The sequence below is a fragment of the Streptomyces sp. NPDC052040 genome, assembly GCF_044548405.1.
Lineage (GTDB): Bacteria > Actinomycetota > Actinomycetes > Streptomycetales > Streptomycetaceae > Streptomyces.
Genome location: NZ_JBIUBV010000019.1, coordinates 92,943 through 117,645, shown reverse-complemented (window position 1 = coordinate 117,645; position 24,703 = coordinate 92,943). Strand labels below are relative to the sequence as shown.

Sequence of the window (24,703 nt, the reverse complement as noted above, 5' to 3'; positions counted from 1 at the left end):
ATTTCCTCGGTGCTTTCCGGCCTTTCGGCCTTCCGGCGGTGTTGACTTTATCAGATCCTGTGGGCTCTTTCGAATCCCTCCGGGTCCTGACCCCCGTCAACCGGGGTTGTCTTCCCGGCCCTTCGGCCGTTCCGACGTGTCCAACTCTAGCGGATCTCTCCGGCGATTCCCAATCGCGGTGGATCGGGGTCGCCGTACCCAAATCGAATTGAATTCGGGCACGCCGAATTCGACTCGTTCGAGAGCCGTGCTGAGTGGGTGGTGCCGCTGATGCGGCGGAGTGCTGTCGCAGAACCGTTACGGCTCCGTGGCAACCCGAAGAACTTTACGGGTCGAGGTGGGGACTGTCAAGCCTCCCCAGGGCGGCGCCTCGGCAAACCCCGGACGGCACCCGTCCGGCCTGCCGGGGGGCGTCAGTCCAGGTCGCTCAGGCGCCCGCCCGCGTCCGGCTGGGCGTGCTCCACCCGGCGCAGCAGACGGGTCAGCACCTCGCCGAGGACATTGCGCTCCTCGGAGGAGAGGTCCTGGAGGAGGTCCTCCTCGAAGCCGGAGGCCTGGCGCATCGCCTCCAGCCACTTCTCGCGGCCCTCGGTGGTCAGCTCCACGATGACCCGGACCCGGTTGGCCTCGTCGCGCTCCCGGGTGACCAGGCCCTCGCCCACCATGCGGTCGATGCGGTGGGTCATCGCGGCCGGCGTGAGGCCGAGCCGCTTGGCCAGGTCGCTGGGGCCCAGTTGATAGGGGGAACCGGAGAGGACGAGGGCCTTGAGGACCTCCCACTCGGCGTTGCTGATGCCGAGTTCGGCGGTCTGGCGGCCGTAGGCGACGTTCATCCGCCGGTTGAGGCGGGAGAGCGCCGAGACGATCTTCTCGACCTGGGGGTCCAGGTCCTGGAACTCGCGCTGGTAGGCGGCGATCTGTTCGTCGAGGGTCGGCTCGCTGACGCCGGGGTTGTCGCCCATGCCCGCAGTATCGCACGGGACCGCTTGGCGTCGAAGTCCTTGAAGGTGTACTGTTTAGCTCGAAAGTTTAGCTTCTAAGTCTTCAGGGCTAACTGCTTCAGGGCTAAGACCTCCGGTCCGCGCCCCAGTGGGCCCTCTTCCTAAGGCAGGTGAACGTGACCAGGGCAATGGGCGCAGCGATGCGCCGGATTCATGTGGGCAACGCACTCAGCGCGTTCGGCCTCGGCTTCACCGTCCCGTATCTGTACGTCTATGTGGCGCAGGTACGGGATCTCGGTGCCGCGACGGCGGGCCTGGTGCTCGGCGTCTTCGCCGTGGCCGCGCTCGTCGTGCTGCCGTTCGCCGGACGGGCCATCGTCCGGCGCGGCCCCCTTCCGGTACTGCTCGCCGCCCTGGTCGCCGCGGCCGTCGGATCGCTCAGCCTGGGCCTCTCGGCCGGGGCGGTGAGCGTGCTGCTGTCGGCCGCGGTGCTGGGCGCCGGGCAGGCCGTGATGCAGCCCGCGCTCGCCACGATGATCGTGGACTGCTCGACCACGGAGACCCGGTCGCGCGCCTTCGCCCTCCAGTTCTTCCTCCAGAACCTGGGGCTGGGCGTCGGCGGGCTGATAGGCGGCCATCTCGTCGATGCCTCGCGCGCCGCGTCCTTCACCCTGCTCTTCTCGATCGAGGCCACGATCTTCGTGCTGCTCGCGGTCCTGATGGCGACGGTCCGGGTGCCGCACGCGCCGACGATGGAGGACGGGGCCCCGGCCGGCGGCCGGGCGAGCTGGAAGCAGCTGCTGGGCAACCGGGCCATGGTGCAGCTGTGCGTGCTGGGCTTTGTGCTGTTCTTCGCCTGCTATGGCCAGTTCGAGTCGGGGCTGAGCGCCTACGGCGTCGAGGCGGCCGGGATATCCACGTCCACGCTGGGCACGGCGCTGGCCGCCAACACCGCGATGATCGTGGTGGCGCAGTTCGCGGTGCTGAAGTTCGTGGAGCGGCGCAAGCGGTCCCGGGTCATCGCCGCGGTGGGTCTGATCTGGGCCGTCGCCTGGGCCATCGCCGGGTATGCCGGGCTCGGGCACGGCAGCCAGGCCATGGCGGCCGCCGCGTTCGTCTCGACGTACGCCCTGTTCGGGCTGGGTGAGGCGATGCTGTCGCCGACTCTCGCGCCGCTGGTGGCCGACCTGGCGCCCACGGGGATGGCCGGTCAGTACAACTCGGCCTTCGCCCTGGTGAAGCAGCTGGCCCTGGCGGTGGGCCCGGCGGTCGGCGGGCCGCTGGCCGCCTCGCTGCCCGCGCCGTACATCGTGACGTTCCTGCTGTTCTCGCTGGGCATCACGGTGCTGGCGGTCCGGCTCGGGCGCCTGCTCACTCCCGCTCAGAACCAGCCGTCCGCGCGGAGCCTGGTGGTGGCGCAGGGAAGCCCCGCGGAGGAGCCCGCCTCGGCGCACGCCTGACCCGCGGCGGCTCGGTTCACCGGTCGCCGCGCGGCAGGGCGAACTCGCACCAGACCGCCTTCCCGCCGCCGGGGGTCCGGCGCGCCCCCCAGTGGGCGGCGATCGTCGCCACGATCGCGATGCCCCGCCCCGCCTCGTCGGCCGGTTCCGCCCGGCGGCGGCGGGGCAGATGGTCGTCGCCGTCGGTCACCTCGATGAACAGCCGGCGGTCCGTACGTCTGAGGCGCAGCTTCATGGGCGGCACGCCGTGCTGGAGCGAGTTCGCGACCAGCTCGCTCGCCGCCAGCACCCCCAGGTCGTGCAGATCCGCCGGGAACCGCCAGCTCGTCAGCACCCCGGAGGCGAAGGCACGCGCCCGGGGAGCCGCCTCCACTCCGCCGAGCAGTTCCAGAGCGGCGTTGCGGAAGAGGTCGCCGTCCGGGCCGGTCCGCGCGGGGTGCTGGATGACCAGGACCGCGACATCGTCGTCATGGCCCGCGGTGACGCCCGCCGAGCGCAGCAGCCGGTCGCAGATCACCTGGGGGGTCCCGGTGGCGCCCGCCAGTGCGTTCTCCAGGGCCTCGATGCCCTCGTCCAGGTCGGCGTCCCGGCGTTCGACCAGGCCGTCGGTGTAGAGGACAGCCGTGGAGCCGGGGCTCAGCGGCACCGAGCCCGAGGCGTGCAGCCAGCCGCCGGTGCCGAGCGGGGGGCCGGTGGGTTCGTCGGCGCGCAGCACCTGGCCGTTCTCGTCGCGGACCAGGATCGGGAGGTGGCCCGCCGAGGCGTAGACGAGCCGCCCCTCGTTCGGGTCGTGGACGGCGTAGACACAGGTCGCGATCTGGTTGGCGTCGATCTCGGCGGCGAGGCCGTCGAGGAGCTGGAGGACCTCGTGCGGGGGCAGGTCGAGGCGGGCGTAGGCGCGGACGGCCGTGCGGAGCTGGCCCATCACCGCGGCGGCCCGTACGCCCCGGCCCATCACATCGCCGATGACGAGGGCCGTGCGGCCGCCGCCGAGGGTGATGACGTCGTACCAGTCGCCGCCGACCGCGGCCTCCGTGCCGCCGGGGTGGTAGGTGGCGGCGATCCGCAGATCGTCCGGCTGCTCCAGCTCCTGGGGCAGCAGGGAGCGCTGGAGGGTCACCGCCGTGCGGCGCTGCTCGCGTTCGCTGGCGCGCAGCCGTTCGGCGGCCTCGGCGTGGTCGGTGACGTCGGCGGCGAAGACGAGGACGCCCCGGGAGGTGTCACCGGGCACGTCCACGGGTGTGCACGTAAAGGTGTACGAGCGGCCGCCGGGAGTCCTGCGGGACTTGACCGTGCGCGGTCTGGAGCTGCGCAGCACCTGGTCCAGGAGCGGCAGGAGGCCGAGTTCCTCCAGCTCGGGGAGTGCCTCGCGGGCCGGTGCGCCCAGCGGGCGGGGGCCGAAGGCGGCCGCGTACGTGTCGTTGACGTAGGCGACGCGGTGCTCCGGTCCGTGCATCAGGGCGACGAGGGCCGGGATGCGGTCGAGGACCTCGCGCACCGGCAGTTCGTCGACGGCGGGCAGGCCCGGTGGGTCCTCGGTGAGCCGCTCGGCCCGGGCCGCGGGCACGGCGCCCTCGCCGGGCCGGTCCGGGGAGACCGTGTGCTCGGTCCGCGCTGCGGCGCGGCGCTGCGTTCCGGGGAGCCGGGCGCTCCAGCGCGTGAAGTTCACCGATTCCTTGCCTCGTCTGGGTCGTGGCCGGCCGGATCCGGAACCGGTCGGGGTCCGGAGCCTGCCCCCGGGGTGGCGGCACAGCGGGAAAAGCCTGATGGGTCCGTCGGGGCGGGGATCGGCCCGCCCGAGATCGGGGACCAGTCTGTCGGAACAGGCCGACATCCGTCAGACGTCGGCGCTTCCGGTGGAGTTCCTGGTTTCGGTCAGGACGACCCCTTCGGGTCCCTGGAAGGCTTTCCACCGGCCGCGAGTTCGAACTCCGCACGGGGATGTTCGAGTGAACCGAGCGAGACGATCTCCCTCTTGAAAAGGCCCGCCAGGGTCCATTCGGCCAGGATCCGGGCCTTGCGGTTGAAGGTGGGCACCCGGCTCAGGTGGTAGGTGCGGTGCATGAACCAGGCGGGGTAGCCCTTCAGCTTGCGCCCGTACACATGAGCGACACCCTTGTGCAGTCCCAGGGAGGCGACCGAGCCGACGTACTTGTGGGCGTAGGTCTCCAGGGGCTCGTCGCGCAGGGAGCGCACGATGTTGTCACCGAGGACCCTGGCCTGGCGCACCGCGTGCTGGGCGTTGGGGGCGGTCTCCTTGCCGGGCTCCTCGGCGGTGACGTCCGGGACGGCGGCCGCGTCACCCGCCGCCCAGGCGTGCGGGGCGCCGTCCACACTCAGTTCGGGGGTGCACTTCAGGCGGCCGCGGCCGTTCAGCGGCAGGTCCGTGGTGGCGAGGACCGGATGGGGTTTGACCCCGGCGGTCCACACCACCGTCCGGGTGGGGAAGCGTGCGCCGTCGGACAGCACGACCACCCGGTCGACGCAGGACTCCAGGCGGGTCCCGAGGCGTACGTCGATATTGCGGCGGCGCAGCTCGGTGACGGTGTAGCGGCCCATCTCCGCGCCGACCTCCGGGAGGATGCGGTCGGACGCCTCCACGAGGATCCACTTCATGTCCCCAGGCTCCACGTTGTGGTAGTAGCGCGTGGCGTAGCGGGCCATGTCCTCCAGCTCGCCCAGCGCCTCCACACCGGCGAACCCGCCTCCGACGAAGACGAAGGTGAGGGCGGCGTCACGGATCGCCGGGTCGCGGGTGGAGGAGGCGATGTCCATCTGTTCGATGACGTGGTTGCGCAGGCCGATGGCCTCTTCGAGGGTCTTGAAGCCGATGCCGTGGTCGGCGAGGCCGGGGATCGGGAGGGTGCGCGAGACGGAGCCCGGGGCGAGGACCAGTTCGTCGTACGGGATGTGCTCCGTCTGTCCGCTCTCCTCGGTGGCGAGCGTGTCGACGGTGGCGGTGCGCCCGGCGTGGTCGATGCCGGTGACCTCGCCGATGACCACATGGCAGCCGTCGAGGACCCGCCGCAGGGGTACGACGACATGGCGCGGGGAGATGGCACCCGCGGCCGCCTCGGGCAGGAACGGCTGGTAGGTCATATAGGGGTCGGGCGAGACGACCACGATCTCCGCCTCGCGTCTGGCGAGTTCCGCCTTCAGTCTGCGTTGCAGGCGCAGGGCCGTGTAGAGGCCGACGTAACCGCCGCCGACGATGAGGATGCGCACGCACTTCGGGGGTTCGGCGGGCCTCGCCCGGTGGAATGCAGCCGTCACCATCCCATGACGCACCGGGCACGCGAGTTTGTCCACAGGCCCAGCAAATTGTGTGACCGGACGGCGCTGCTCGGCAGGGTTGGCCGGATTACCGGAGTGCGGGGAAAGATTGCAGGTCAATGGGTGTGAGCCGGGTGGCACTGGGGGGCGTAATCAGGACGTACCCGACCCGTACTCCGATCGGGGGGCGCTCTGTGCGGAACCTGCCCCTTCTGAATTGACCCCCTCTCAACTATGTTCGTGTGTCGACGGAGTGTAAGGGGGATGCGCTCGACGGGCCCGCGACGGGCGGGCCGGTCACGTAGGACGCTCGTTCCATGCGCTCCGGCTTTCCAATGGCGGGGAGAGTCTCCGGGGGGAGACGTCATTACCGGGGGAACACTTATGCACATTCAGGACTCTCACTGGTCGGCCGCGTCCACTGTCGCGGCGGCGGGCACGATGAGCATGGCGGCGGGCGGCGGACGCGAGGACGGTGCGCGGACGGCGCCGCTGCGGGTGGATGCACAGCGCAACCTGGAGCATGTACTGCGCGCGGCCCGCGAGGTCTTCGGCGAGCTGGGCTACGGCGCGCCGATGGAGGACGTGGCGCGGCGCGCGCGGGTCGGCGTCGGCACGGTGTACCGGCGCTTTCCGAGCAAGGACGTCCTGGTACGGCGAATAGCCGAGGAGGAGACCTCCCGGCTGACCGACCAGGCCAGGACGGCGCTCGGCCAGGAGGAGGAGCCGTGGTCGGCGCTGTCGCGCTTCCTGCGCACCTCGGTGGCGTCGGGGGCGGGGCGGCTGCTGCCGCCGCAGGTGCTGCGGGTCGGGGTCGTCGAGGAGGGGATCGAGGGAGCCGGTGCGGCGCCTTCGGCCGAGGCGCTGCTGCCGCAGCAGCGGTCCCTCGCGGCGGAGTTGCAGCTTGTCGCGGAGCGGTCCGCGCCCGAGCCCCACGATGTGGGCACGGCGGAGCTGCTGGAGGTCGTCGGACAGCTGGTGGAGCGGGCGCGCGCGGCAGGCGAGCTGCGGCCGGACGTCACCGTCTCGGACGTCCTGCTGGTGATCGCCACGGCGGCACCCTCACTGCCGGACGCGACCCAGCAGGCGGCAGCATCGGCGCGACTGCTGGACATCCTCCTGGAGGGACTGCGGTCGCGGCCGGTCTGAGGGGCGGGGGCCGTTCGGGGCGGGATCAGGGGACCGTCAGGGGCAGTGGTCCAGAAGTCTTCCGGCCACGGGATCCGGCACCCGTCCGGGCTGAGGGTCCGGGGCTCCGGGGCACGTCCGAACCGGGATCCGGGATCCGTCCTGCCCTACGATTCGGCGCCCCGGCGATTCGGGACCCATCCGGTCTGAGGGGCGGGAACCTGTCCGGTCCGGGAATCGGGGACCGTTCGGGCCGAGGACTGGAGACCGTCCGGGCGGGGGACCGTTCCGGGCCGGGCGCCCGAGGGCCGTCCGAGCCAGGTGCCCGAGGACCGTCCGGGCTAGTTGCCAGGGCCCCCTGGCAACGGGGAACCGGGCGCAGCCGAGGCTGACGTCTGCCGGGGCCGGCGAGGCGTGGCGGAGCGTCTCGGGGCTGGCGGGGCGTGTCGGGGGTGGCGGGCCTCGGGACCGGCGGGGGTGGCTATCGTCCTGCGCCGAGTGCTCGGCCGCCGGTCGCGAGGCCTGCTGGTACGGCGCGGGACCGGGCCGGGGTGCCCGTCCAGCAGGTGCCCCGGCGGGCGAGCAGGCGACGCAGCCACAGTTCTGTGGAGACCAGCTCCGCCAGGCCGTCCAGCGGGACGGGCGCACCGTCCGCCGCGGCGCGTACGGCCTCGCGGACGACCCGGGCCTCCACCAGCCCTGCCTCCGCCAGCAGGGGCGTGTCGAACAGGGCCAGCAGGGGGTGCACCGCCATCCGGAGACCGGCACGGGCCGCGGCCGCCGAGGAGGCGTGCGACGGGGCGCCCCAGCCGGGCGGGAGTGCGCCGACGCCCGCGCCCTGAAGGACCGTGCGCAGGATGGCGGCCCGCGCCCCGGGCTGGACCCGCAGCGCCTCCGGCAGGGCGCGGCAGGCGCGGACGACCTGGTTGTCCAGGAACGGTGAGTGCAGGCGCTGGGAGCGGATCTCGGCGGCCTGTTCCAGCACCCTCAGGTCCGCCGCCTGTCTCGCCAGCGCGGCCCGCGCCCGGTGGTCGCCGGGGCGCCGACCGGGGCCGATGCCCGCCCGGTCCGCGGCTCCCTGGAGGCGAACCGATACTTCAGCGAGGGCCTCACCGGTCAGCCAGCGGGCCGCCGGGCCGGGTCTGGCCCAGGTGAGGGCGGCGAGCGACGCCCCCACCGCACCCCCGGGCTCCTCGAAGTGCCGCTGCATCAGCCGGTCGCCGAGCGCGGCGACACCGGCCCGGTAGGGCGTGCGGGCCAGTTTCCGCGCAGCGGCGTACACCCGTGCGGGAACCATCACCGATCCGTCCGCCTTCGCCAGCGCGGCGACCGGGCGGACGAGATGGCGCCGTCTGCGGTCCATCAGCAGGTCCGCGAGACGGGCCGGATGCGCGTCGAGCACCTGGCGCGCGCCGTAGCCCGTGAAGTGGTCCGCGCTGCCGGAGGCCAGCCGGGCCCGGTGTCTGGCCGCCGAGACCAGGGACGGGCCCGGCTCGTCCGTCAGGGGGCCCTCCAGTTCGGCGTAGGGCAGGGCCTCCTCGCCGCAGGCGACCACCACATGGTGCAGCCGGGGGTTGGCGGCCAGGGTCCCGGCCCGCTCCAGCTCGGCCTCGCGGCCGCGCACGGCGAGGTCGTTGAAGGTGACGGCGAGCAGGCGTTCACCGGCTCCGGTGCCGTGTCCGAGGACCGTGCCGGGTCTGCCGGGAAGCCCGGCCGCGAGGAGGGCCAGGGTGCCGGAGGCCGGTCCGCCGGAGAGGTCGGCGCCGATCCCCGGGGCGGGCACTCCGCGAGCGGCACGCCGCTCGGCCGGTCCCATACCGGGGACGGGCCCCGGGTCGATCTCGACGCCCGGCACATGCCGGGGCGCCGACAGCCGGGCGCGTACGGCGTCGACGAGGGCGTCGCGCACCGCGTCCACGGCTTCGGCCGGGTCCGCCGGGGGCGCGGCGACCGCCAGCGAGGCGACCGGCTCGTAACCGGCGACCTCGCGCGCGCCCGCGCGCAGGATGAGGGCGTGACCGGGCGGAATGCGCCGTACACCGTCGTAGGGGGTCGAGTCGTGGACCGCGGCCGGTACGTCGGGGGCGGCGAGGAGGGCGGCCAGATGCCCGAAGTCCAGATTGGCCTCGGTGAGGTCGGCCAGGGGGAGCGCGGCGGTCGCGTAGGCGGTGCCCCCGGCCCAGGGGGTGTGGAAGACGGGGCGGGCGCCCGCGAGGTCGCCGCACACGGTGATCCGGCGTCCGACCTGGACGACGGCGGTGTAGCTGCCGGACCAGGCGGTCAGATGGCGGAGTGCCCCTCCGCGGGCTGCGAACAGCGACACCCGCAGTTCCTCGTCGGAGGCTCCGCAGATGCCGAGAACCGCGATCCGGGTCTGCGCGTCCGCCTTCACCACGCGCACCTCGTCGGGGCGCCAGTCGCCGACGGCCCACAGCGGATCGGGGTCGCCCCACAGGAGCTGGGCGCCGACCGGGTGCAGGGTCTCGCCGTCGTAGCCGGTGGCTCCGGCCGATTCGGGACCGACGGCCGCAGCGGCGGTGCTGCTCCATCCCACCAACCACCGCATCGACGCCTCCACAGGCTGTGGACAACCAGTGCACCGTACGAACGGCACCATGCTGCCACGAAGATTGCGCGCCGGAGGGCGGGTGCCGTGTCTCGCGCGCCCCTGAATGCGCCCTTGGACTCCGGGCGGCGAACCGGTGAACTCCATTTCCCGGCAGGGCCGTCGGACTTTCCCGGCAGGGCCGTCGGAAGAAATCGGCGGCACGAATGCGCCCCCGGTGCGCTCCCTGTGAACCCCGTTCGCGCCGTCAAGTGTCATGGTCGGGGGCCTGATCGCCGCCGAAAACCAGCAACTGTTTTCGGCCAAATCGGCCGGGAGCAGGCAGGGTTGCACACGCTCCGTACAGGCCGACGCAACGCACAGTCCGGGAGGCGGAATTCGCCCCCCGGACCGGTCCGCCGCCCGCGGGGATGGGGGCGGCGGTATCCCCCAGCCCGCTGGATCCAGTACAGCGGGCCGACCCACGCAGGGTCCATGGAACCGCCCTCCGCCCTGGCCGGAGAAGAGCGCACGGGCAGGCGCACAGCCACACGCCAGGAGCACGCGGCAACACTCCGTACTGAGGTGCGGACCACAATCCCGCCATCCGGATTTAAGCCCCTTAACGCTTGGGATGCGGCGAACTACGCTGGGTTTACGAATGCCGCGCGGTTATGCCATCGCCGCGGCAGCCGTCTGTGTCGAGGGGTGGCGCATGTCCAGGGAGCAACGCGGGCCGAACGAGAAGCTCGGCGCCGTTCTCGCCCTCGCGGGAATCAGCAACGCAGGACTCGCCCGGCGCGTCAACGACCTTGGCGCCCAACGCGGGTTGACACTTCGCTACGACAAGACCTCGGTGGCGCGCTGGGTGTCGAAGGGCATGGTGCCGCAGGGCGCCGCGCCGCACCTGATCGCGGCCGCCATCGGGCAGAAACTCGGCCGCCCCGTACCGCTCCACGAGATCGGTCTGGCGGACGCGGATCCCGCACCGGAAGTGGGCCTCGCCTTCCCCCGGGACGTGGGACAGGCGGTGCGGTCGGCGACCGAGCTGTACCGCCTCGACCTCGCCGGGCGCCGGGCCGGCAGCGGCGGCATCTGGCAGTCGCTGGCCGGATCCTTCGCCGTGAGCGCCTATGCGACCCCCGCCTCCCGCTGGCTGATAACCCCGGCCGACAGCTCGGTGGCCCGGGACACGGACGCCGTCGGCGACGGGTCGGGCGCACCGCTGAAAGTCGGCCACAGCGATGTCCAGAAGCTGCGGGAGGCCGCGGAGGACGCCCGGCGCTGGGACTCCAAGTACGGCGGCGGCGACTGGCGTTCGTCGATGGTGCCCGAATGCTTACGGGTGGAGGCCGCGCCGCTGCTGCTCGGCTCCTACTCGGACGAGGTGGGCCGCGCGCTGTGCGGCGCCAGCGCCGAACTGACGCGGCTGGCCGGGTGGATGGCCTTCGACACGGGACAGCAGGAGGCCGCCCAGCGCTACTACATCCAGGCGCTGCGCCTGGCCCGCGCCGCCGCCGACGTCCCCCTCGGGGGCTATGTCCTGGCCTCCATGTCGCTCCAGGCGACCTACCGCGGCTTCGGCGACGAGGGCGTCGACCTCGCCCAGGCCGCCCTGGAGCGCAACCGCGGCCTGGCCACGGCCCGCACCATGAGCTTCTTCCGCCTGGTCGAGGCACGGGCGCACGCGCGGGCGGGCGACGCCCAGGCGGCGGGTACGGCCCTGAAGTCCGCCGAAGGCTGGCTGGAACGCGCCCGTGACGGCGACCACGACCCGTCCTGGCTCGGCTTCTACTCCTACGACCGCTTCGCCGCCGACGCCGCCGAGTGCTACCGCGACCTCAAGGCCCCGCGCCAGGTCCGCCGCTTCACCGAGCAGGCGCTGTCCCGGCCCACGGAGGAGTTCGTGCGCTCCCACGGGCTGCGGCTGGTGGTCTCGGCCGTCGCCGAGCTGGAGTCCGGCAATCTGGACGCGGCCTGCGAGCAGGGCGTGCGGGCGGTGGAGGTCGCCGGACGCATATCGTCGGCGCGCACCACCGAGTACGTACGGGACCTGCTGCACCGGCTGGAGCCCTACGGCGACGAGCCCCGCGTGGCGGAACTGCGGGAGCGGGCCCGGCCACTGCTGATGACACCCGCTTAGGCGGCACGCGCGGGCGGTACGAGGGGGCTACGAGCGGGCGCTACGAGGGGCCGGTCTGAGGCGCTGGTCCAAGGGGCCGGCCCGGCTGGGGTGGCTCGGGTTGGCTCGCCCGCGCCGCCCGCGCCGCCCGCTTCAGGAGGCTGTCCGCTTCAGGAGGCCGTCCCCTTCAGGAAGCCGTCTGCTCCAAGCGGCCGACGCCGCCGTGTGGCCTGCGTGGTCTTCGGTTCTCCCCGGGTTTGAAGGCATTGTCAGTGGCGCAGTGCACTATCGAAACCGGGAGGTGGAGCAGGTGCGGAAGATCGCGTACGACTGCGATGTGCTGGTGGTCGGCGGTGGCATCGTCGGGCTGTCGACGGCGTATGCGATCACGCGTGCCGCCCCCGGCACCCGGGTCACGGTCCTGGAGAAGGAGACGGGGCCCGCCCGCCATCAGACGGGGCACAACAGCGGCGTCATCCACAGCGGGATCTACTACCGCCCGGGCTCCCTGAAGGCACGTTTCGCGGTCGAGGGCGCCGCCGAGATGGTCAAGTTCTGCGCGGAGTACGGCATCGCGCACTCCGTCACGGGCAAGCTGATCGTCGCCACCGGGCGCGAGGAGCTGCCGCGTCTGCACGGACTCGTCCAGCGCGGCCGGGAGAACGGGATACCGGTCCGGGAGCTGGGCCCGGCCCAGATCGCGGAGTACGAGCCGGAGGTGCGCGGAGTCGCGGCCATCCATGTGGGCACGACGGGGATCTGCGACTTCACGGCGGTCGCCCGGCAGCTGGGGGAGGAGTCCGGGGCGGAGATCCGGTACGGCGCCGAGGTCGTGCGGATCGACCGCCGACCGGCGCTGGGCGTCGCCGTGCGCACCGCGGACGGGACCGTGCTGCGGGCGCGGGCGCTGGTCAACTGCGCGGGACTGCACTGTGACGAGGTGGCCCGGCTGACCGGGGACGAGCCGGGCATGCGGATCGTGCCGTTCCGGGGTGAGTACTACACGCTGGCGCGGCCCGAGCTGGTGCGGGGGCTGGTGTATCCGGTGCCGGACCCGGCGTTCCCCTTCCTCGGGGTCCATCTGACCCGGGGTATCGACGGAGAGGTCCACATCGGTCCGAACGCGGTCCCGGCCCTGGCCCGCGAGGGGTACGGCTGGGGTGTCGTACGGCCGCGGGAGCTGGGTGCGACGGTGGCCTGGCCGGGATCGTGGCGGATAGCGCGGCGGCACTGGCGGTACGGCGCGGGCGAGCTGCACAGATCGCTGTCCAAGAGTGCCTTCACCCGGGCGGTGCGGACTCTGCTGCCCGGGATCCGGGCGGAGGACCTGGTGCCGACCGCGGCCGGGGTCCGGGCGCAGGCCGTGCTGCGGGACGGGACGCTGGTGGACGACTTCCTGATCCAGGAGGGGGCACGGACGGTCCATGTGCTGAACGCGCCGTCGCCCGCGGCCACCGCCTCCCTGCCGATCGGCCGCGAGGTCGCCCGCCGGGCGCTGGCCGTGCTGGAGGGAGAGTGAGTGGATCACCGGCCACGGCCGCCGGACCGGGCCGGACTGGCTCTTCCCGGCTTCCCCTTAAAATTGGTGTCACTGTGTCTGACTCACTCCCTTTCGCTCCCGAAGACTCCGAGGCCGCCCCCGGGGTCCGGCCCCCGCACACCTCCGGCGCCCCGGCCCGCAGGCCCAAGGGCGAGCCGCGGTTCCCCGACGGGCCGCAGCCCGACCCCGCCGGGTCCCACTTCGAGCGGCGGATCCGGAGTTTCCAGCCGCGGCGCAGCCGGGTGACCACCGGACAGGCGGACGCGATCCAACGGCTGTGGCCCCGGTGGGGACTGGACATCGACGGGCAGCGGACGGTGGATCCCGCCGAGCTGTTCGGGAACGAGCACCCCGTGGTGCTGGAGATCGGCTTCGGGATGGGCGAGGCCACCGCGCGGATGGCCGCCGACGACCCGGGCACCAACATCCTGGCCGTCGATGTGCACACCCCCGGCCAGGGCAATCTGCTGGGCCTCGCCGAGCGGAACGGACTGACCAACGTCCGGGTCGCGAACGGCGACGCGATCATCCTGCTCCGCGAGATGCTTCCGCCGGACGCGCTGGACGGGCTGCGGGTCTACTTCCCCGACCCCTGGCCCAAGAAGCGCCACCACAAGCGGCGGCTGATCCAGCCCGAGTTCCTCGACCTCGTCGCGGCCCGCCTCAAGCCGGGCGCGCTGGTGCACTGCGCCACGGACTGGGAGCCGTACGCCGAACAGATGCTTGAGGTGCTCACCGCGCACCCCGCCTTCGAGAACACCGTGCCGGACGGCGGCTGCGCGCCCCGTCCCGCGTTCCGTCCGCTGACCCGTTTCGAGGGCCAGGGGCTGGACAAGGGACATGTCGTGAACGACCTGCTGTTCCGGCGCGTAGAGCACCGGGACCCCTCCCCCGCCGGGAACTGAGCGCCCGGCGGGCCCGCCGGGCACCGTCGCGGGCGGCGCCCCCGTCTCGTTAGGGTCGATTCCGTGGACATCCGTCGCCCGTATCCGAGGCACCCCGACGGCCATCCGGGCGGAACCCGGCATCCGCACTGGTGGCAGCGCCGGTGGGTGCGCTATGGCGCGCTGGTCACGCTGCTGACGCTCTCGGGCCTGGTCATCCTGGCCCTCGTACGGCAGCAGACGGGCACCGAGGGGTTCCTCGTCGGGCTGGGGCTCGCAGTGCTGCCGGTGCCCCTGCTGGTCGCCGCGTTCCGCTGGCTGGACCGGGTGGAGCCCGGACCCTGGCGGAACATGGTCTTCGCCTTCGCCTGGGGCGCCTGCGCGGCCGCGCTCATCGCGATCGTCGCCAACAGCTTCGCCACCCGATGGATAGCGACCGCGACCGCCGACCCGCACGGCGCCGACACACTCGGCGCGACCCTCATAGCGCCGGTCGTCGAGGAGTCCGCCAAGGCGGCGGCGGTGCTGCTGGTCTTCCTGTTCCGCAGACGGGACTTCACCGGGATCGTGGACGGGGTGGTCATAGCCGGGGTCACCGCGACCGGCTTCGCCTTCACCGAGAACATCCTCTATCTGGGCACGGCCTTCGGCACGGACCAGCTGAGCGGCGGTCGGGGGCTCGCCTCCGTGACGGCCGCGACCTTCTTCGTCCGGGTGGTGATGTCGCCCTTCGCCCATCCGCTGTTCACCGTGTGCACCGGGATAGGTTTCGGCGTCGCGGCACTGACGACGGAGCGGCGGCGGGCGCTGCGCGTGCTGCTGCCGCTGGCCGGACTGCTGCTCGCCATGGGCATGCACTCGATGTGGAACGGATCCTCGTCCTTCGGCGACTTCGGCTTCTTCGCGGTCTACGCGTCCTTCATGGCGCCCGCGTTCGCGCTGCTGACCTGGCTGGTGATCTGGACGCGGCAGCGGGAGCTGCGGACGGTCCGGGAGGAGCTGCCCGTGTATACGGCCACGGGGTGGCTGGGGCCCGCGGAACCGCATGTGCTCGGCTCGATGCGGGCGCGGCGGCTGGCCCGCCAGTACGCCCGGCAGCACTTCGGAAGGGCCGCGGCGCGCTCGGTCGCACAGTACGAGGCGTACGCGACCTCACTGGCGTTTCTCCGGCACCGTGCGCGCCGCGGCCGGGCTGGGGCCGACTTCGCCGAACGGGAGAGCGAGCTGCTCAACGCGTTGTGGGCGCGGCGGGAGGTGGCGCGCCCGTCTCTGGCGCACGCCGCGCCGATGGCACCGCGGGTACCGGTGTGGTCCGGCCATGGGCATGCCCCGCGGTACCCGGCACCGCGCCACGGCCCGACAGCGCCGTACCCGCAGCCGTATCCCCATCCGTATGGCTATCCGTATCCGCAGCCGTATCCCTATCCGTATCCCTACGCCGCGTCGGCGCCCCACTCACGCTCCGCGCCTCACTCCCCCTCCGCTCCCGCCCCCCGCTCCCCTTCGGCTCCCTGCTCCGCGTCCGCGCCCGACCCCTATCGGCCGTAGGGCGCCGGGCGCCCCGCGACCGGAGAGGAGCACGGGCAGGAGCAGGGGCACGGGTGTGCGACTAGGCGGACGCCTCCGTGAGCCTTTCGAGGTCCTCGTCCGTCAGGGTCAGATCCGCGACCGCCAGCAGTGCGGGCAGCTGTTCCACCGTGCGGGCGGAGGCGATCGGGGCCGCGACCGTCGGCCGGGACGCGAGCCAGGCCAGGGCCACCGTGGGGATCTCCGCGCCCCGGGACCGCGCGACCTCGTCGAGGGCCGCCAGCACCCGTCGCCCGCGCTCGCTCGCCAGATACTTTCCGGCGCCCTGCGCCCGCGCCGAGTCCACGGTGGTGCCTGGCCGGTACTTGCCGGTCAGGAATCCGGCCGCGAGGGCGTAGTAGGGAACGGCCGCCACGCCCGCGCGGGCGGCCACCTCCTCCAGCGGGCCCTCGTAGGTGTCGCGCGAGACCAGGTTGTAGTGCGGCTGGAGGGCCGTGTACCGGACCAGGTTCTCGCGGTCGGAGAAGTCGAGGGACTCCTTCAGCCGGTCGGCGGAGATGTTGGAGGCGCCGATGGCGCGCACCTTGCCCGCCTTCACCAGGTCGTCGAGCGCGCCGATGATCTCCTCGACCGGCACCTCCGGCTGGTCGAAGTGGGTGTAGTAGAGGTCGATGTAGTCGGTGCCCAGGCGGCGCAGGGACGCGTCGGCGGCGGCCTTGATGGTGGCGGACCGCAGCCCCTTGTAGTCGGGGTGCTGGCTGACCTTGGTCGCGATGATCACGTCGGAACGGTTGCCGCGCGCCGCGAGCCACTGTCCGATGACGGTCTCGGACTCGCCGCCCTTGTTTCCGGGCACCCACGCCGAGTAGGCGTCGGCCGTGTCGACGAAGTTGCCGCCGGCCGCCGTGTAGGCGTCGAGTACGGCGAAGGACTGCGCCGTGTCGGCGGTCCAGCCGAAGACATTGCCGCCGAGGGAGAGGGGGAAGACCTCGAGGTCCGAGGAGCCGAGCTTGCGTAGAGCAGTCATGCAACAGTTCAGCGCACACCCTGGAAGCGCTTATTCCGATCGGCGGCCGTTCGGCTGAACGGCGGCTGTTCGGCTGAACGGAGAGCCGGAGCCCACCGAAGGCCGCCGGAGCCCCCGCGCCGGTGAGCCGCCCGGCCGTCGCTGCGGCAGACCGACGGCCCTGGCGTCGGGGGGTTGTCGCCAGGGCCGCCGGAGTTCGTCTCAGGAGATCGCGTTCGTCTCAGGAGATCGCGTTCGTCTCAGGAGATCAGGAGGATGACGCGCGCCGCGCCGCGGGGCACAGGCACGGACGCGGGAGAGCCGGGCAGGGCGTCAGGGGTTGATGCCTCTGGCCTGGAGCCACGCCATCGGGTCGATCGCGCTGCCGCCGTCCGGGTGGACCTCCAGGTGCAGGTGCGGCCCGGTGACATTGCCGGTCGCGCCCACGCGGCCGATGACATCGCCCGTGGACACCTTCTGACCGGCGGTGACACTGATCGACGACTGGTGGCAGAACCACAGCTCGGTGCCGTCGTCCAGGGTGAGGACCGTGCGGTAGCCGTAGGCGCCCGCCCATCCCGCCTGGGTGACGGTGCCGCTGTGGATGGCCTTGATGAGGGTGCCCGTGGGCGCGGCGAAGTCGAGGCCGGTGTGGTAGCCGGAGGACCACAGGGACCCGGCGTCGCCGAAGCGCGAGGTCAGGGTGTACGAGGAGGTGGGCAGCGTGTACTGCTTGGCCAGGTCCGCCAGCCGGGCGGCCTCGGCCTTCTGCTTGGCCGCCGCGTCCGCGGCCTTCTTGTCGGCGGCCGCCTTGGCCGTGGCGGCGTCCTGGGCCTTGGCGGCGGCGTCGGCGGCCTTCTTCGCGGCGGCGTCCTCGGCGGCCTGGGCGGCTGCCGCGGCCGTCCGGTCCTGCTGGGACTCGGCCTGCCGCATGATCCGGCTGCGCAGTGCCTCGCCCGCGTCCCTGCTGCCCGTGGCAGCGTCGGCGGTGCTGACACCGGCGGTGCTGAGGGCGGTGGCGGAGCCCTTGGGGGTGCCGGTGTCCTCGCCGATGAGCGCCTTGGCCGAGTCGGTGACGGTGGAGAGGTCGGGCAGGGAGATGGACACCGGCGGCTTGCCGGTCTGCGCGGTGGCCATGCCGCCCGCGCCGACCGCGGCCATCACGCCGACGCCGAGAACGGTGGAGCTGCGGGCGAGTCCGCCGCCGCGCTGCTTGCTGACGCGGTGCCGACCGCGGAGGGGACGGACGGAATCCTCAGTGGGGTTCCACTCCTCCCAGGGGCCCTCGTCGGTGCGGGACGCGAAGCCGATGGTCTGGGTGCCGTTCGGGGTGAACAAGAGGTTCTCGGCAGGCCGGTTGGACGCCACGTGGGCGCGCTCCTTTCCTTCCCTTTCGCCTACCGGGTTAGCTGACGGGTTCGGAGCAGGAAGGTCTCCTACGCGCGTATACCGGCCGTTCAGACGTGGCGGTATACGGGCGATTCACCCCAAGGTGGTGGTTCCCCGGTTCCCTTGCGGGATTCGGCACATGCGCACGGAGCCGTCTCTGCTGACGGCTGGGACGACCGCGCTGCGTTATCGAACGTTAATAGACGCGGGACCCGGATTCCAAGCCGTTCGGACAGATCGTTAACGCTTCTGGCCAGGCTTTTCACGGATGGAACGGTGCAAATAGGGCGAGTTGTTCGCGCGGCACCGACCCCTTTCATTTTGACGGTGTGTCAGTTGTTATACGGCGGGAGCGGATCACTCACCCACCGTGACAAAGCCCCCGCAGGCAGGGGCGCTTGGCCCGCTCACGACCGCTCGGCCGTCGTACGGCCAGCAGCGCCATGTCGTCCGTGGCCTGGCCGCCGGTGTGCCGGGCGACGTCCTCGGTGACGGCGGTCAGTACGGCGCCGGGAGTCGGCAGGTCGCGCCCGGCCAGGCGCTCGACGGGATCGTAGAACTCGCCGCGCGCGTCCCGGGCCTCCGAGACGCCGTCGGTGTGGAAGAGCAGCGTCGAGCCGGGCGGGAAGTCCCGCTCCTCGGCACGGTCGGGCCCGAGCGCGAGGTCGCCCATCCCGAGCGGCAGCGCCGGTTCGCGGGCCTCCAGTTCGCGCAGGGTGCCGTCCGGGAACAGCAGCAGGGGTGCGGGGTGGCCCCGGTTGACGATGCGGACGGCGCCCTCCTCGTGCGGGATCTCGGCGAGCACCGCCGTGGTGAACCACTCGTGGACGTCGTGCCCCTCCCGGCGGATGCCCTCGCGCGACAGCGCCCGCTCCAGGCGCTGGGCGACGGCCTCCAGGGTCGCCTCCTGCTCCGCGGCCTCCCGGAAGGCGCCGATGACGACGGCGACCGCCGCCACGGCGCCCGTCCCCTTGCCGCGTACGTCCCCGACCACCAGCCGTACGCCGTGCGGGGAGTCCTGGACGGCGTACAGGTCGCCGCCGATGCAGGCGTCGGCCTGCGCCGCCTCGTACCGGGCGGCGATCCGCAGCCCCCCGATCCGCGCGGGCGGCTCGGGCAGTACGGCGCGCTGGGCGGCCTCGGCGATCCGGCGGGCGGAGGCCAGGCGGGCGTCGTTGCGACGGACGAGCGCGTTGATGAGGACCGCGGGAACGGCGGCCGCCCCGGTGGTCACCGCCTCGGTGACCGTCCCGGAGGACCCCGGCACCGCGAGCCCGAGATGCACGGCCAGCACGGCGGCGAGGGCCGCGGCGCCGGTGACGACGGTGCCGCGCAAGGAGTGCAGCGGGGCGGCGACGAGCGGCGCTGCAGTGAAGAGGGGAACGGCCGGGAAGACGGACGGGGTCAGCCGCCCGCAGCAGATGCCCAGGCCGATGAGCAGCGCGGGCAGCGCCCGCAGAAAGGCCCGCGCATACGAACTCCGCCGACTCTCGGCGGGACTGCTGCCGGGAGGCCGGGGGCCACCGGGCCGCCGATAGGACCACTGGGCCCCGCCGGTTCGCCCGGCTTCCCCGGCCCACTCGGCCCCGCCGGTCCGCCCGGCTTCCCTGGTCAGCTCGGCTTCGCCGGTCCCCTCGGCTTCCCCAGTCCGCCCGCCGGGGCGGTCGCCGCCCGCGGAACAGCCGCAGTCACCGCCCTCGGAACGGTCGCGGGATCGCTCCCGCTCCCCCGGGTGACGTTCCCCGGCCCCTGGGGGCCGCTCTCCCGGGTGATGTTCTCGTTCCCCCGGAAAAGGGGGAACGGCCGGGCCGACGAGGGTCCGGTCGTACGGGACACCGGTCCCGCTGTACGGAGTTCCGGGCCCTGGCCCGCGGTTCTGTTCGTCGCACGGCGCGTCGGTCCGCCACGCGCCTCCTCGCTGCACCACCCGTCCAGGCTTCCCGCAGGACGGGCGGGGGGCGACCGCTGTGGGCCGACCGGCGTACACAAACCCGCAGACGGGGATGGGAAGGAACCGCGCGTGGAAGGAAGAGGAGCGGGTGAAGAACACGGGAGAAAGCAGAGGGCCGGAATCCTATGGATTCCGGCCCTCTGCCATCAGTAGCGGGGACAGGATTTGAACCTGCGACCTCTGGGTTATGAGCCCAGCGAGCTACCGAGCTGCTCCACCCCGCGTCGGTGATTCCAGTGTACGCCATGCGCGGGACACTCAGCACACAGGTTTACGTCCACCCAGCTTCACCGGCGCCCCGGACCCGTCGGCGGCCTGCCGCGACCGGGACGGCCAGGGGCGGGCGTGAGCCGTCAGCGGGTCTCGGGCGGGGACAGCAGATGGGCGTTCGGGGCCTTGGCCGCCTCCTCGTGCCCAGGCAGCAGCACCACATCCACCCCGGCCGCCGTGAGCAGCGCGTTCCCGTCCGCGGCCGCGACAAAGGTGTCCGGTTCCCGCCAGGCCGTGACCACCCGCCGTACCCCGGCGTCGAGGATCAGCCGGGCGCAGGGCGCGGGCCGGGAGGACCGGCGGGCGCAGGGCTCCAGGCTGCTGTAGACCGTGGCGGTGGCCAGGCGCGGATCCGCCGGGTCCAGCTTCGCCAGGGCCGCTTCCTCCGCGTGCACCACCGGGTCCCCGCCCTCCCGGGAGTGCGCCCGCGCCAGCTCCGTACCGTCGGCCGCGACGATCACCGCCCCGACGCTGAAGGCCGTGGCGGAGGGCGGGCACTGCGCCGCCAGTTCGCAGGCCGCCGCCAGCCACCGCCGGTCCGCGGCGGAGGCCGAGCGGCCGCTGCCGGGTGCGGTGGGCACGTAGCGCATCAGGACGACGTCCCCCACCGGCCGCGTCTCCACCAGCCGCATCCGGCCCGGCGGGTACGCCCCCGGCCCGAACATCCGCGGCGCGTCGGGCTGCCCCACGATCAGCGGGGCGAGCACCAGCTGGAGTTCGTCCGCGAGCCCTTGTTGCAGCAGCTGGGTGTGCACCCGGCCGCCGCCCTCGACCATCAGTCTGCGCACGCCCCGCACCTCACCCAGATGGGAGAGCACGGCGGCCCACTCCACCTCGAGGCCGAGCGCGACCACCGCCACGTCCGCGGGCAGCAGACCGCCCAGCCGCTCCGCGCCCTTGTCCGTGGTGTAGAGCACCTTCGCGCCCCCGGTGTGCCAGAAGCGGGCGTCCGGATCGAGGTCTCCGGAGGCGCTGACCGCGACCTTCAGGGGGTATACCGGCTGCCCCGCGGCCACCCGGGCCGCGCGCCGCTCCTCGGAGTAGACCAGCAGCCGCGGGTTGTCGGTGCGGAGCGTGCCCGCACCGACGAGGATCGCGTCGCTGCCCGCCCGTACCTCGTCGACCCGGTCGAAGTCCTCCGGTCCGGACAGCAGGAGCCGCTCGGGGCCGGTGTCGTCCAGGAAGCCGTCGAGGGAGACGGCGGCGGACAACAGGACGTAGGGGTGGGCCATGGGGGTGCACTCCAGGGGATCGATGAGGGCCGGGGGCGGGCAAGGTGGTCACGGGGCCGGGCGTGCCGTGGGGCCAGGATGCGCCCGGGCGGGCCCGAAGGTCGAGATCCGGCGGGCATCCACCCCCGCACCCTTGGTTCAACTTTTAAACAATAACTACACTGGGGCCATGACCACTCGCTGGCTCACCCCCGAGGAACAGCGCGCCTGGCGCTCGTACCTCGCCGCGTCCTGGCTCCTGGAGGACGCCGTCGACCGGCAGCTCCAGCGCGAGGCCGGGATGCCGCACCTGTACTACTCCGTCCTCGCCAACCTCTCCGACGCGCCCGGCCACCGGATGCGGATGACGGACCTCGCCCGGACCCTGAAGATCACCCGCAGCCGCCTCACCTACGCCGTCACCCGCCTGGAGCGGGACGGCGCGGTCCGCCGGGAGGGCTGCCCCACCGACCGGCGCGGCAGTACGGCGGTCCTCACCGACGAGGGCCTGGCGCTCCTGGAACGCACGGCGCCGGGCCATGTCGAAACGGTACGGGCCGCCGTCTTCGACCATCTCGCACCCGAAGAGGTGGCCCAACTGGAAGCGATCTGCACCCGGATCACGGAGGCGCTCCAGGGCGACCAGGAACGATCGGCGGGCGACTGCCTCCCCTGGCGCCGCCGCTCATCCACGACGACCGACTGACCGAGCGCCCAAGTGCCCGAGTGCCCGAGTGCCCGAGCAACCGGCGGACCGGCGGACCGGCCCCCTCACCAGGCTTCCCGAAATCCCTGTTGCTTGAAGTTTAAAGCATGGGCTAAGCTCTCCGCCCGAGGTTGTGCTTCAAATCTGAAGCAAGGGGCCCACACCCTGCCCCGCAACCCGCCGGCCCGGAGAGGACGACAGACATGCGCGACCCAGGCGACGCCATCGCACCCCAGGACAGCGGCGACCCGACCGCCACCGGACTCCCCGCCCCCACCGGCCCCTCCGCCGCCACCGTGCGCACCCGCGTGACGGTCCCCCTCCGCTTCGGCGACGGCTACACGGTCACCGCCGACCTGGTCACCTTCCACGGCCTCACCGACGGCCAGGAGCATGTCGCCGTGATCCTCGGCGAACCCCCGGCCGACCGGCCCCCGCTGGTGCGGCTGCACTCCGAGTGCCTGACCGGAGACGTCTTCGGCTCGGCCCGCTGCGACTGCGGCCCCCAGCTGCGGGAGGCGGTGGAGCGCATCGCGGACCGGGGCGGCGTTCTGCTGTACCTCCGTCAGGAGGGCCGCGGCATCGGCCTCTACAACAAGCTCGACGCCTACGCGCTCCAGGACCAGGGCCTGGACACCTACGAGGCGAACGCCGCGCTCGGCCTGCCGGAGGACGCGCGCGACTACACGGCCGCCGCGCAGATGCTCCGCGCCCTCGGCATCGACACCCTGGACCTGCTCTCCAACAACCCCGACAAGGCGGCCCAACTCCGCGGCCACGACCTCGACGTCACCCACCACGTCCCGACCGGCGTCTTCACCACGGCCCAGAACGTCCGCTACCTCCGCGCCAAGGCGATCCACACCCAGCACACCCTGCCCCTCACGGAACTGACAGCCGGCTGACCGGCGAACCCCCGGCACAGCGCAAGCGCGGGCCCCCCGGAACCCGGATCATCGACGTGGACTCGGTCTGGCGTACGGCGATCTCCTGACGGCCGCGGTGTCCGCCGGCCAGCTGCCGTCGCCATGACCGATTGCGCTGCTTCATGGCCGGGCAAGCCAACAGTCCGTGCAGTTCGGTCTCGACGTCCAGTCGGTCGATGGCGGACACCCACGCGGTGAGATCGCCGCGGGGGGGGGAGGCTGCCTGCCGTTCTGAAGGCGACTGACCTTCGAGGTCTGCCAGCCAAGGCGGGCAGCGAGGGCCTTCCCTTCCAGTCCGGCGGATGCCGGCGCCCTGCTCATCGATGGACCCCAGGTCGGAGTGGGAGCGCGGGGATGCGTGATTCACCGTGTGCCGACTTGTGCCTCACCGTCCGTTCGCGCATCGCTCACGCAGCCACCCGGGCGGGACTTTGCGGCCAGGACTGCCACCCTCGGTGCAGCCGGTCGGGACTCCGAAGGACAGCCGCAGCCCCCTCGCGCTCCACTGCGTCTGGCGCCTGTAGGCACCACCCGTACGCCCCGCCCCACGCCGGAAATCCGTGGCGGGGCGTGCTTGTGCGCCCGTAACCCATGACGACGGCGCCGCGCCTTTCGTGCGCGGCGCGTAGAAGCCGTACTCGCATGAATGTCCCCCTGCCTGACCCCCTGCCTGAATTCCCCTCAGCTCATGTCGCGCCTCCCCGGACCGCCCGCCGCCCCGCCGAACTGGTCGGTGGAACGCCGACCCTGTGGATCGACGAACCGTTCGCCCCCGCCGGCCGCGGCTTCCGGGCGAAACTCGACGGCGCGAACCCCGGCGGTATCAAGGACCGCCCCGGGCTGCACATGATCCGTGAGGCCCGCCGGAAGGGCGATCTCCCGCCGGGCGCGCCGCTCGTCGAGTCGTCCAGCGGCACGCTGGCCCTGGGTCTCGCCCTGGCCGGGCTGACCTTCGGGCATCCGGTCACCGTCGTGACCGACCCGGGCATGGAGCCGCCGGTGGTGCGGCTGCTGGCCACACTGGGCGCGCACGTCGACCAGGTCGCCGCCCCGCACCCCAGCGGCGGCTGGCAGCAGGCACGCTGCGAACGCGTCGCCGAACTGCTGGCCCGCACTCCGGGGGCGTTCTGCCCGGACCAGTACCACAACCCGGACAACGTGTCCGCCTACCGGCCGCCGGCCGCGGAGCTGATCGCGCAGCTCGGACGCATCGACTGTCCTGGTGGCGTCGGTGGGCACCGGAGGCCACTCCGCCGGCGTCTCCCGCGTACTGCGCGAGTTCTTCCCCGACCTGGCCCTGATCGGCGTGGACTCATTCGCCGACTACGCCCCGGCTGCGGTGACCGCCGCGGCCGGGGTGTCGCGCAGCCCCAGGCGCAGATGTTCCACGTGATGGAGGGCCTGTTCCAGAAGCTCGGCCACATGGTTGTCGTAGAGCGCGTAGATGACCGAGCGGCCCCGGCGCTCACCTGTCACCAGGCCCAGGTTGCGCAGCAGGCGCAGCTGGTGGGAACAGGCGGACTGCTCCATGCCGACGGCGCCCGCCAGCTCGGTCGCCGCGCACGGGCCCTCCTGAAGGCGGGCCAGGATCCGTAGCCGTGAGGGCGTGGCCAGGGCTTGGAGCGTGGCGGCCACGTCGGCCGCGCCCACGGTCTCCAAGCGCTCGCGCGCGGTGGCGGTGGTCTCGGCGTCTGGTCCATGGCCCATGCCCTTCATCCTACGGAGAGCAATACATGAATGCATGAATGAGTCTTCATGCGGTCCTGTACGGTGAGGAGGGCGCTGCCGCAGTTCCGGCGGTCCGCCGTTCCGTCCGCCGTTGTG

The 24,703-nt window shown here is 72.7% G+C and carries 18 protein-coding genes, 1 tRNA gene, 1 pseudogene and 1 riboswitch; of the genes and pseudogenes, 9 read left to right on the top strand and 11 right to left on the bottom strand.

What is annotated here, in order from left to right; translation table 11 throughout:
- Positions 1-413: 413 nt before the first annotated feature.
- The gene (locus ACIHAA_RS28330) at positions 414-962 is read right to left on the bottom strand and encodes a MarR family winged helix-turn-helix transcriptional regulator (protein WP_399822024.1); all 549 of its coding nucleotides are present in this window, start codon (positions 960-962) and stop codon (positions 414-416) included.
- Positions 963-1,129: 167 nt separating this feature from the next.
- Here ACIHAA_RS28330 and ACIHAA_RS28325 point away from each other — a divergent pair, with 167 nt between their 5' ends.
- Positions 1,130-2,401, top strand: a complete 1,272-nt coding sequence (locus tag ACIHAA_RS28325; protein ID WP_399822041.1) for an MFS transporter — start codon at positions 1,130-1,132, stop codon at positions 2,399-2,401.
- A gap of 16 nt (positions 2,402-2,417) precedes the next feature.
- Here ACIHAA_RS28325 and ACIHAA_RS28320 read toward each other — a convergent pair whose 3' ends face one another.
- Together ACIHAA_RS28320 and ACIHAA_RS28315 are read right to left on the bottom strand one after the other, a co-directional pair.
- Positions 2,418-4,070: a SpoIIE family protein phosphatase gene (locus tag ACIHAA_RS28320; protein WP_399822022.1), complete on the bottom strand. Its 1,653-nt coding sequence runs from the start codon at positions 4,068-4,070 to the stop codon at positions 2,418-2,420.
- Between the two features lie 206 nt (positions 4,071-4,276).
- On the bottom strand, positions 4,277-5,677 hold the full coding sequence (locus ACIHAA_RS28315; RefSeq protein ID WP_399822020.1) for an NAD(P)/FAD-dependent oxidoreductase: 1,401 nt from the start codon (positions 5,675-5,677) through the stop codon (positions 4,277-4,279).
- A 381-nt stretch (positions 5,678-6,058) separates the two neighbouring features.
- Here ACIHAA_RS28315 and ACIHAA_RS28310 point away from each other — a divergent pair, with 381 nt between their 5' ends.
- A complete protein-coding gene (locus ACIHAA_RS28310) occupies positions 6,059-6,823 on the top strand; it encodes a TetR/AcrR family transcriptional regulator (protein WP_399822019.1) in 765 nt (254 codons plus the stop codon).
- Positions 6,824-7,283: 460 nt separating this feature from the next.
- Here the strand turns inward: ACIHAA_RS28310 and ACIHAA_RS28305 are convergent, their stop codons facing one another.
- Positions 7,284-9,368: an asparagine synthase-related protein gene (locus ACIHAA_RS28305; RefSeq protein ID WP_399822018.1), complete on the bottom strand. Its 2,085-nt coding sequence runs from the start codon at positions 9,366-9,368 to the stop codon at positions 7,284-7,286.
- Between the two features lie 694 nt (positions 9,369-10,062).
- Here ACIHAA_RS28305 and ACIHAA_RS28300 point away from each other — a divergent pair.
- The 4 genes from ACIHAA_RS28300 (at position 10,063) to ACIHAA_RS28285 (ending at position 15,441) form a co-directional block, all read left to right on the top strand.
- Entirely contained in the window at positions 10,063-11,490 is a 1,428-nt protein-coding gene (locus ACIHAA_RS28300; RefSeq protein ID WP_399822016.1) for an MFS transporter, read from the top strand.
- 280 nt (positions 11,491-11,770) lie between these two features.
- Positions 11,771-12,988, top strand: a complete 1,218-nt coding sequence (gene lhgO / locus ACIHAA_RS28295; RefSeq protein ID WP_399822039.1) for an L-2-hydroxyglutarate oxidase — start codon at positions 11,771-11,773, stop codon at positions 12,986-12,988.
- A 74-nt stretch (positions 12,989-13,062) separates the two neighbouring features.
- On the top strand, positions 13,063-13,914 hold the full coding sequence (gene trmB / locus ACIHAA_RS28290) for a tRNA (guanosine(46)-N7)-methyltransferase TrmB (protein ID WP_399822014.1): 852 nt from the start codon (positions 13,063-13,065) through the stop codon (positions 13,912-13,914).
- A 63-nt stretch (positions 13,915-13,977) separates the two neighbouring features.
- Positions 13,978-15,441: a PrsW family intramembrane metalloprotease gene (locus ACIHAA_RS28285; RefSeq protein ID WP_399822011.1), complete on the top strand. Its 1,464-nt coding sequence runs from the start codon at positions 13,978-13,980 to the stop codon at positions 15,439-15,441.
- Positions 15,442-15,502: 61 nt separating this feature from the next.
- Here ACIHAA_RS28285 and ACIHAA_RS28280 read toward each other — a convergent pair whose 3' ends face one another.
- The 5 genes from ACIHAA_RS28280 to ACIHAA_RS28260 form a co-directional block, all read right to left on the bottom strand.
- Complete coding sequence (locus ACIHAA_RS28280; protein ID WP_399822010.1) at positions 15,503-16,447, bottom strand: aldo/keto reductase; 945 nt, start codon at positions 16,445-16,447, stop codon at positions 15,503-15,505.
- Between the two features lie 312 nt (positions 16,448-16,759).
- The gene (locus ACIHAA_RS28275) at positions 16,760-17,794 is read right to left on the bottom strand and encodes a M23 family metallopeptidase (protein WP_399822008.1); all 1,035 of its coding nucleotides are present in this window, start codon (positions 17,792-17,794) and stop codon (positions 16,760-16,762) included.
- 11 nt (positions 17,795-17,805) lie between these two features.
- Positions 17,806-17,963: riboswitch (cyclic di-AMP (ydaO/yuaA leader) on the bottom strand.
- 213 nt (positions 17,964-18,176) lie between these two features.
- Positions 18,177-19,430 carry a PP2C family protein-serine/threonine phosphatase gene (locus tag ACIHAA_RS28270; RefSeq protein ID WP_399822038.1) on the bottom strand — a complete coding sequence of 418 codons (1,254 nt, stop codon included), beginning with the start codon at positions 19,428-19,430 and terminating at the stop codon, positions 18,177-18,179.
- Between the two features lie 486 nt (positions 19,431-19,916).
- A tRNA-Met gene (locus tag ACIHAA_RS28265) sits at positions 19,917-19,990 on the bottom strand.
- Between the two features lie 129 nt (positions 19,991-20,119).
- Positions 20,120-21,268, bottom strand: a complete 1,149-nt coding sequence (locus ACIHAA_RS28260; RefSeq protein ID WP_399822006.1) for a dihydrofolate reductase family protein — start codon at positions 21,266-21,268, stop codon at positions 20,120-20,122.
- A 169-nt stretch (positions 21,269-21,437) separates the two neighbouring features.
- On the opposite strand from ACIHAA_RS28260, the gene ACIHAA_RS28255 reads away from it, so the two are divergent.
- Positions 21,438-21,953, top strand: coding sequence for a MarR family winged helix-turn-helix transcriptional regulator (locus tag ACIHAA_RS28255; protein WP_399822004.1), 516 nt, complete (start codon positions 21,438-21,440; stop codon positions 21,951-21,953).
- Positions 21,954-22,156: 203 nt separating this feature from the next.
- Positions 22,157-22,858 (top strand): GTP cyclohydrolase II, encoded by a 702-nt coding sequence (gene ribA / locus ACIHAA_RS28250; RefSeq protein ID WP_399822001.1) that lies wholly within the window; start codon positions 22,157-22,159, stop codon positions 22,856-22,858.
- A 141-nt stretch (positions 22,859-22,999) separates the two neighbouring features.
- On the opposite strand, the gene ACIHAA_RS28245 is transcribed toward ribA, so the two are convergent.
- A complete protein-coding gene (locus ACIHAA_RS28245) occupies positions 23,000-23,200 on the bottom strand; it encodes a helix-turn-helix domain-containing protein (protein WP_399821999.1) in 201 nt (66 codons plus the stop codon).
- 321 nt (positions 23,201-23,521) lie between these two features.
- On the opposite strand from ACIHAA_RS28245, the pseudogene ACIHAA_RS28240 reads away from it, so the two are divergent.
- Positions 23,522-24,248 (top strand): annotated as a pseudogene (locus ACIHAA_RS28240) (pyridoxal-phosphate dependent enzyme); the annotation flags it as partial.
- On the opposite strand, the gene ACIHAA_RS28235 reads toward ACIHAA_RS28240, so the two are convergent.
- A complete protein-coding gene (locus ACIHAA_RS28235; RefSeq protein WP_399821997.1) occupies positions 24,203-24,586 on the bottom strand; it encodes an ArsR/SmtB family transcription factor in 384 nt (127 codons plus the stop codon). The pseudogene ACIHAA_RS28240 and the gene ACIHAA_RS28235 overlap by 46 nt on opposite strands.
- Between the last annotated feature and the right edge of the window lie 117 nt (positions 24,587-24,703).